The 8,461-nt window shown below is 29.1% G+C and carries 7 protein-coding genes; all 7 read right to left on the bottom strand.

What is annotated here, in order from left to right; all coding sequences use genetic code 11:
* Nucleotides 1–1,062, bottom strand: a 1,062-nt coding sequence (locus L8W64_RS05420; RefSeq protein ID WP_263673067.1) for a glycosyltransferase family 10 domain-containing protein, incomplete at its 3' end; no start/stop codon positions are given.
* On the bottom strand, nt 1,046–3,217 hold the full coding sequence (locus L8W64_RS05415) for a glycosyltransferase (protein WP_263673066.1): 2,172 nt from the start codon (nt 3,215–3,217) through the stop codon (nt 1,046–1,048). The genes L8W64_RS05420 and L8W64_RS05415, both read right to left, overlap by 17 nt.
* On the bottom strand, nt 3,214–4,170 hold the full coding sequence (locus L8W64_RS05410) for a KpsF/GutQ family sugar-phosphate isomerase (RefSeq protein WP_412175213.1): 957 nt from the start codon (nt 4,168–4,170) through the stop codon (nt 3,214–3,216). Before L8W64_RS05410 ends, L8W64_RS05415 begins: the two co-directional genes overlap by 4 nt.
* Before the next feature lie 8 nt (nt 4,171–4,178).
* Complete coding sequence (locus tag L8W64_RS05405; protein WP_263673064.1) at nt 4,179–5,837, bottom strand: polysaccharide biosynthesis/export family protein; 1,659 nt, start codon at nt 5,835–5,837, stop codon at nt 4,179–4,181.
* Nucleotides 5,837–6,952, bottom strand: coding sequence for a capsule biosynthesis protein (locus L8W64_RS05400; RefSeq protein WP_263673062.1), 1,116 nt, complete (start codon nt 6,950–6,952; stop codon nt 5,837–5,839). Before L8W64_RS05400 ends, L8W64_RS05405 begins: the two co-directional genes overlap by 1 nt.
* On the bottom strand, nt 6,942–7,613 hold the full coding sequence (locus tag L8W64_RS05395; protein ID WP_263673061.1) for an ABC transporter ATP-binding protein: 672 nt from the start codon (nt 7,611–7,613) through the stop codon (nt 6,942–6,944). The genes L8W64_RS05400 and L8W64_RS05395 overlap by 11 nt, the downstream gene beginning before the upstream one ends.
* The gene (locus L8W64_RS05390; RefSeq protein WP_263669521.1) at nt 7,610–8,386 is read right to left on the bottom strand and encodes an ABC transporter permease; all 777 of its coding nucleotides are present in this window, start codon (nt 8,384–8,386) and stop codon (nt 7,610–7,612) included. Before L8W64_RS05390 ends, L8W64_RS05395 begins: the two co-directional genes overlap by 4 nt.
* Nucleotides 8,387–8,461 lie beyond the last annotated feature (75 nt).

Genomic DNA, 8,461 nt, shown 5'->3' with positions numbered 1-8,461 from the left:
TAATTCATTATTGTAATCAGCAGAACATTTTTTCTTATCTCGTAATTCAAAACTAATATGAGCCCCCTTACCTCTTCTTAGAGCACATTCAAGATTTTGATTAAATATATTATCAAAAAAATCAAATATTTTCTTTTTTGAATATTCTACAGCATCAAAATCTGATAAAAAAATAGGCTCTTTTAGCATTTCTAAATACAAATCATCATTCTGATCAATTCTTTTAATTTCTTCAACTAACTCAGACCAAGTACTGAAATTATGTGCATTAACAAATGCTTTTGGATTGATTTTGTACTCCAACAAACTCTCAGGAATTTTTGGAATGCGTTGATCGATCTCAAAATTGCAAGATACTTTTTCCTCTAAACCCAAACCACATCTTAAACTAGTATCACCCCAATAAATTGGTATACATCCTGCAGAAAAAGCTTGAAATAGTTTTTCTGATGTATAACCTGGTGCACTTGAATTTTCAAAACATATGTTAAATTTATAATCTTGAAGCCATTTTCTCTTTGTTACATTAAAATCCTCTCCGTATCGATTACCTATTGGTCCACCAATATTATTACGATACCTGCCACCAGAATCAATATGCTTATATAATGAAAGCATATCTATAAATTTATCTCTAGGTGTCCACTCTGGTCTACCTGGATCTGTAATTAAATATGCGCAAAATTTATCTCTTTTTTTATAATTACTACCTGTGTAATATATATGCTTTTTTTGAGCAAAATTCATATCATCTTGCAGCCATAAAAACTGAAATGGGACTCTAATATGCCTATCAGAAAAATTCATATAATCAAAATCTATTCCATAATCTGCAATATTCCAATTTGTTCTTCTATTTTCTTCCGTAAACAAGATTCTTATACAATCGTAATTTACATGTCTATTAAATTCAAAAACACTATATATAATATAATCAGGTTTATCACTATAAACAATGTCATATCTTTCTTGTAATATCTTTATCAAGTAATGATTGTAAAAATTTTCCTCATTATCTTGTAAATACCAATCAACAAATCTCATTTTAATTGTTTTTTTCATAATTCGTTCTCTTAAGATAAAAATCATTTATAAATTTTTTTGGATTATACACTAACTTTCTAAAAAGCTTATAAAACCTAGTATGCATAATTCTTAATTTTATAAAATCTGGGAAAATCAAATTAAATGTTTTTACCATGATACCTGCATGGTTAATTTCATTAATATACGGTTTATAAATTAAGGACTTTAAATTATAATGAGTTTTATTTATATTTTTGACATTTAAATAATTCTTTAAACCTATATTAATACAATAATATTTCGTTTCATGTACCTTAGAATAAATTCTGTTATTTTTTTGAACTACTTTATACTTGGATTTTCCAAAACTATACACATTGTTTTTAAGATAATATATAAATCTTATAACTTTTTCATAATCAACACTTAAATCACTTTTTAAATACTTTAATAATTCATCTTTATTTAACGCTTGATAATTAACTCCATTAATAGCATAAAAAGCAAATGCACAATTAATACAAGGTTTATTCATCATCATAGCATAAACCCCCACACCAGAATTTAAAGTCAATACTACATCACACATATCAAGCAAATCAATAATATTTGTATCATCTTCTGCAAAAACTAGTAAATCATAACTTGTTTTATCGATTTTACAAGTTAAAGGGTGTTTCTTAATTAAAAAAACATGACTATGTTCTAATTGTTTTGCTGCTTCATTGATAATTTCTAAAAAATTACTATATTCAAAAGGTGTATAAGTAAAATATTTTACCACTGTATCATTTTCAACCTGCAAGGGAACAAAAACTATTTTTTTATCTTTTGCATTTAATTTGCTTTTTAGCTTTTCAGGATTTCTTTTTTCTTGTTTTTCTAAAAAGTTATCTTCATTTAAGACTTTATTTACATACTCTTTACATTCATTAATTTCTTCTATAGTTAATTTTTTATTCCAATTTTCTTCTTTATAAGTAGAAGAATCATAATTAAATCCTTTGGTGTCAAAAAACCAACTATCGGGTAAAGCGCCTCTATCATAACAAATAAATTTAAGATCATTATTTTTTACAAATTCATAGATAATTAATCTCTTTTCATTACCATATGGGTTTGGAAATAATACACATTCAATATGATTTTCTTGAATGAAATTTAAAAATTCATTGCTATTAAATTCACCTTCATTGAAGAAAAAATTTTCACCTTTACTTTGTATTTTACCAAGATAAACACTCACATCTTTTATTGAATTAAGTATCAATTTGTCATTATTACATAGTAATAAAATATTTTTATTTATCACTATCTTATCTTGAAGTGGTGGTATGCTATAGTCTTTTAAATTTTTTAAATTATTATAAAATTTTCTGTGATTTTGAAATCTATTCCCCATGTAGTTATTTTGATTTGGCTCATCATGATAAAAATGATACATATAAACACCATGAAAACTCGCCTCATAACCAAGCAAAGAAAACCAAGTTCTAAAGCCTTTAAATTCTTTTATATTCCAACTTCCCTCATCATAACATAACTTTTTTGGCATTTTTTTAAAAGAAGTTGTTTCAAATAACAATCTTGCGTAAAAATCATGATCTTCATAGCTATGACCTATAAATGCTTCATTATTTCCACCTAAAGATAGAAATTTATGTTTATTTAAAACTAAAGAACTAGAGCTTAAAGAAAAATACTTAATCCACTCTCTTTTTCCGCTAATTAAATCATTTTTAATCAAACCATCCCATAAATCTTTTTCTTGTGTATAAATAAACTCACTGCCTTCTTTACTAAGATAAACAACAGGAAGTACTAAAAACTCATTAATATTTTGCGCGATATTTTTTATATCTATAAGCTGTAAAATTAACTCAAGAGTTCTTGTAGAAAAATAACAATCTACATCTAAAAACATCACTACATCTGAATTTGCAAAAGATGCACCTAGATTACGACATTTTCCTTGAGAGAAGAAATCTTTTTGTCTTTCATCTTTAAGATAAATATGCCCATTTTCTTCGATGATACACTTTAAATCATTTTCTAAAGAAGAATATCCTTCAACAAAAATATATTCAACCCTATCATCACTTTTAAACTCACATGCTTTTTGAACAACACGATCTTTTATATAAATTCTTTCTTTGCTTAAACCAAAAGGTATAATAATAGAAAGTTTCACACATTTCCTATCGCATAAAGTTGTATAATGCCTACTATTTTTTCATCTTGAGTGACAACTATTTCTTTGATTTTATGTTTTAGCATAAGCTCTTCTGCCTCACTTGCCATAGCACTTGCTTCTATAGTTTTAGGTTTTTCACTCATGATTTCTTTAGCTTTAAAATCAAATCTTGGCTTACCGTTTGGCCTTAAAGCTCTTCTTAAGTCTCCATCTGTGATGATTCCAACTAGTTTTTCATTCTCAAGTACTATACAAAGTCCTAATTTGCCACTAGTCATCACATCAACTAACTCATTAAATTCACTCTCAGGGTTTACCATAGGTAGATTATTTGACACCATCAAATCACTCACCCTAGTTAAAAGCTTTCTACCTAAACTTCCTCCTGGGTGAAATAAAGCAAAATCATCAGGTCTAAAATTCCTTGCTCTCATCAAAGCTACTGCTATAGCATCACCCATCGCTAAAGTAGCCGTGGTAGAAGAAGTAGGAGCAAGCTGGAGTGGGCAAGCTTCTTTTTTTACTGCTATGTTTATAAAAATATCTGCTTGCTTAGCTAAAGTAGAGTTTTGATTTCCCGCCATGACGATCAAAGGAATTTTTCTTTTTTTAATCACTGGTATGAGTTTTAAAACCTCTTCAGTTTCTCCTGAATTTGAAATAGCCAAAAGTACATCCTCGCTTGTAAGCATACCAAGATCCCCATGTAAAGCTTCACCTGGATGCATAAAAAAACTCGGGGTACCTGTGCTAGCTAAGGTTGCAGCTATCTTAGCCCCTATATGGCCTGATTTACCCATACCGCTTACTACACATCTACCTCTGATAGATAAAATCAACTCGATGGCTTTATTAAAATCTTCATCTAAATTATCACATAAATCTAAAATCGTTTTTGACTCTATCTCAAAAACTTCTTTGGCTATTTTAATCGCATCTATTTGGCTCATCTAAATTCCTATATATTTAACACTACATTAGTTGCAATAGCTATTTGATATAAAATTTGTGTTAACATGCTAAAAATTTGGAGATTTTGACTATCTACTTTTGGTAAAACTAAAATAGAATCTCCCGCTTTGATATCTGCTGAGCTTCTACCGCTGTATTTAGTTGCTTTACCATTAGCATTGATTACTAAAACTCTTGATATATCTGCCCTATCACTAAAGCCACCTGCTAGGTTGATATAATATCTTAGTTTTTCTTTATCCATATATACAAATGCACCTGGTATAGAAACCTCACCTTGAACTAAAACAAGATTATTTTTACTAGGTACATTTACTACATCACCTTCTTCTAATACTATAGAATTATACGCTTTGACATTGTCTATAACGATTTGTCCTTTTGGTTGGGCTTGTTTTGCGCGTGCAATAAATTCTAAAATCGTCTTAGCTTGAGTAGCTCTAATGTTAGCTTGCTCAGCATTGACCGAAGAGCTTGTTAGAGCTAGTGTTTCAAGCTCTTTAAGTTGGGCTTCTATAAGTTGTTTTTGGGTAGCTGCTACACTTTTTCTAAAAACCTGTAAGGCATTGATGTTTGATTGATCGTTAACTGTAATCATTTTAGCAAGTTCGGCTAAAGTTGTGCCTTTTTTTATCACCACCGAGTGCAAACCGCTATGCTCACCTTCTATACTAATACTAATATTCTGCGCAGTATAATCAGGTCTAAACTCTATCTCATCACCATTGTATAACTTCACACCTAAAAACTGCTTTTTACTATACGCATCTACGTGTAATTTATGATCATCTCTATAGCTTTTTACCACAGCATTAGTTACTATAGGCTTAGCTCCTGCAACTTTGGCTATATCTTCTAAATTTAAAATATCATTACTGAGCTCAAATCTAAAAGGTTTTTGCACATCTCCTTCTACAAAAACATACTTTTGCACACTACCCACTAAGATCACATCGCCCATTCTAAAAGGAAAAAGATCAAGTCGACCTTTAAGTAAGAAGTCATATAAATCTACTTTTTTAATGACTTTATTATCTCTTAAAATTTGAATATCTCTAAAACTACCATATTCCAAATTAATTCCACTAGCTTTATCTAAATACTGTATAATAGAATCTGAACTTAGTCCTTGATAAAGACCTGGTTGATTTACATTTCCTGTAACAAATACCGATACATTTTGATAAATATCCATATCCGCATATACATAGACATTGCTTTTATAAATTTTATTAATAGCTTTTGTAATAACTTGAACCAAAGCACTATTTTTCACACCCAAAAGATTAATCGCACCTACTTTTGGTATAAAAATATTTCCTTGAGAATCTACTGTTAAAGTTTGTATAAACTCTACTGCGCCCCAAATTTTTACATTAATCCTATCGCCTACTGCTAGTTTATAGTCAGGATTGTAAACATGTTGGGTAAATTTAGTAAAATTGCCATTAAATAAATGTGCACCAAAAACTTTAGTTATCGGAATTTGAGTTTGATTAAAATCACTTTGGTTATTATCATAATTTATAATTTGTGGCTCTAAAGATGGAACTAATGGTTGATTTTGAATTTTTGCAATTTGAGAAACATCTACCGCTGAAAATAAAAACAAAGGTAAAAGTAAAAGTAAAAATATCTTTTTCATTAGTATCTATGCTCCTCTATAATCATTTTAATAAATTTAACAATTCCATAAATCAAAGATAAAATCATAAAAGCCGTGAGTATATTATATAAAGCTTCTGGGTATTTAGCACTTTGAGGTAAACTTGGGCTTTGCACTATAACCACTTGTTTTATCTTTCTTAAAGCTTCTATCCTAGCACTCTCATAAGCTTTTAATGCAGCTGTATAAGCACTTTCTGCAAAACCTGCTTCTATGGTTAGATCTTGAAATTTAGCTGCAAGATCGTTGAGTTTTTGAGAGGATTTTGGCGATGAAACTTTGGATTTTTCTTTTTGAAGTTGTTTTTTTAAGGCTGTGATTTCACTTTTTATAGTAACAATTTGTGGTGCATTATCGTTTATATAACTTTGCATCATTAAAAGCTCAGCTTCTTTGGCTGCTATTTTTGATTCAAGTTCAGCTATGAGTTTTAAGGTCCCTTCTGCTTGTTTGAGTGGATCAAATACTCCATATTTGTTTTGAAAAGCTAAAAGCTCATCTTTAGCCTTTTGATATCTTTTTTTAAACTGCAAAAGTTCTTCTTCAGCAAATTGCATTTGATCTCTTGCGGCTTTGTGTGAAATTTCATTGATAAATTTTTCACTTTCTTTAACTATAGTTGAAGCTATCAAATGTGCACTTTGTGGATCAAAACCTTCAACTTCTACACGCAAAAGCCCATTAGCTGAGTTTTCTTGAGTAATTTTAACACGGTTTTGATAATACTTTAAAAACTCTTCCTGATTGGCTGATGAAGAAATATTATAAAAAAAATCAAGTTTTTGTTTTTGATATAACTCACGAATTTGAACTTTCTCTTCTAAGATATTTAACATATCTAAAGAATGAATATAAGATTTTAAATAATTAATATCCTCACTTGAAAAAGAATTATTAGTCAAAAATGCGGCAATTCCAGTAATAGCCCCGCTATCTCCTGTGGTTGATTTCACACTTAAAACACTTTCACTCACATAGCGATTTGCTGCTATAAAAATATAATAAAATACAACAAATACCATTAAAATCAATACTATTTTAAAAGAATTAAATATTTCTAAATTTTTAAGTTTTTTTAATAATTCATTTTGCATTTATTTTTCCTTGATACACCGCTATACCCTCATCTACATCATCATATATAGTAGCTTGTCCATCTTGCATGAATATAATTTTATCACACCATTGTTTAATTTCAGCTACATTATGCGAAACCATGATAACTTTTGACCTACTTAATTTTTCTTTATAGATTTTAGAGCTTTTTTCTCTAAATTTAGGATCTCCCACAGCACCTGCTTCATCAATTAAATAATAATCAAAATCAAAAGCCATACTTAAGCCAAAAGATATTCTAGCACTCATACCTGCTGAATAAGTATTCATAGGCTCATCAAAAAATTTACCAAGCTCAGCAAAATCTTCCATAAATTTAATCTTTTCTTCTAAAGCCTTTCCTTTATAACCATATACTCTAGCTACAAAGCGTGCATTATCTCTTGCTGAAAGTCTATGTTGAAATGCACCTGCCAAACCTAGAGGCCAAGATAATTTTTTATTAGTAATAATCTTACCTCTATCAGGAAGTAAGGAGCCACTTAAAAGTTTCATTAAGGTTGATTTTCCAGCACCATTGCGCCCCATTAAACCTATACTGCAATTTTCAGGGAATTCAAAACTTAAGTTTTTAAAAACATAATGCCTTCCACCATTGCGTAAAGGAAAAGATTTGGTTAAATTAACTAATTTTATCATCGCACTGCTATCAACTTTTCTCTAGTAAAATAATAAAAAAACAATCCCAAAAACAAAATCACACTTAAACATGCAATAGGATAATAGTAATTATAATCATCAAGTAATGGGTAATTTTGAAAAAAATTATATTTTAAAAGTTCCATAATATGTAAAAGTGGATTGTAATATAAAATGTCTAAAATAGGTTTTGGAACTATCCATATAGGAAATACCACCAAAGCCGTCCAATATAAAACTATATTTAAATAATTTAAAGCCATTTTTAAAGGCTCTGCAAAATGTCCTGCTATAGCAAAACACATTCCCATAGCAAAACCAAACACCACAAGCAAAAAAAGCGAAAACATCACTTCTAAAAAATGCTTAGGTATAACTTGCATATGTAAAAACCAACCTGCTAAAAACATTACACAAATAAAAATAGTAAAATAAATACAAAACTCAAGCAATGCTCTTGCAATAAAAACATGTATAGGGCGAATAGGCTTATAAGCAAAAAGAGTTAAATTTGATCCTATACCATTTAAAAGCTGAGTAATAATACTTCTAAACATAAAAAAAGGTATAATTCCTACTGCTAAAAACAAAAAGATAGAAACACCTTCAGGCATGATTTGATGATGAAATTCTCTAATAGCTGTTATAATAGAAGTGATTACCAAAACTACCATCATAGGCTCTCCGATTACCCAAAAATAGCCCAAATATTTATTAATACCAAATCTTGTCTTTAACTCTCTAAAAAAAAGAGCATGTATGACATTAAACATATTTTTAGCAAACCTTTTTAAATTTTCAAAATTTTTATATTATACTTTTTTATCTTATATAATATTTAACAAGGT

Origin of the sequence: Campylobacter sp. IFREMER_LSEM_CL1097 (assembly GCF_025772225.1) — a bacterium.
GTDB lineage: Bacteria > Campylobacterota > Campylobacteria > Campylobacterales > Campylobacteraceae > Campylobacter_D > Campylobacter_D lari_D.
Note: the sequence above shows the minus strand (reverse complement) of the source record. Positions and strands in the feature narration are given on the sequence as shown.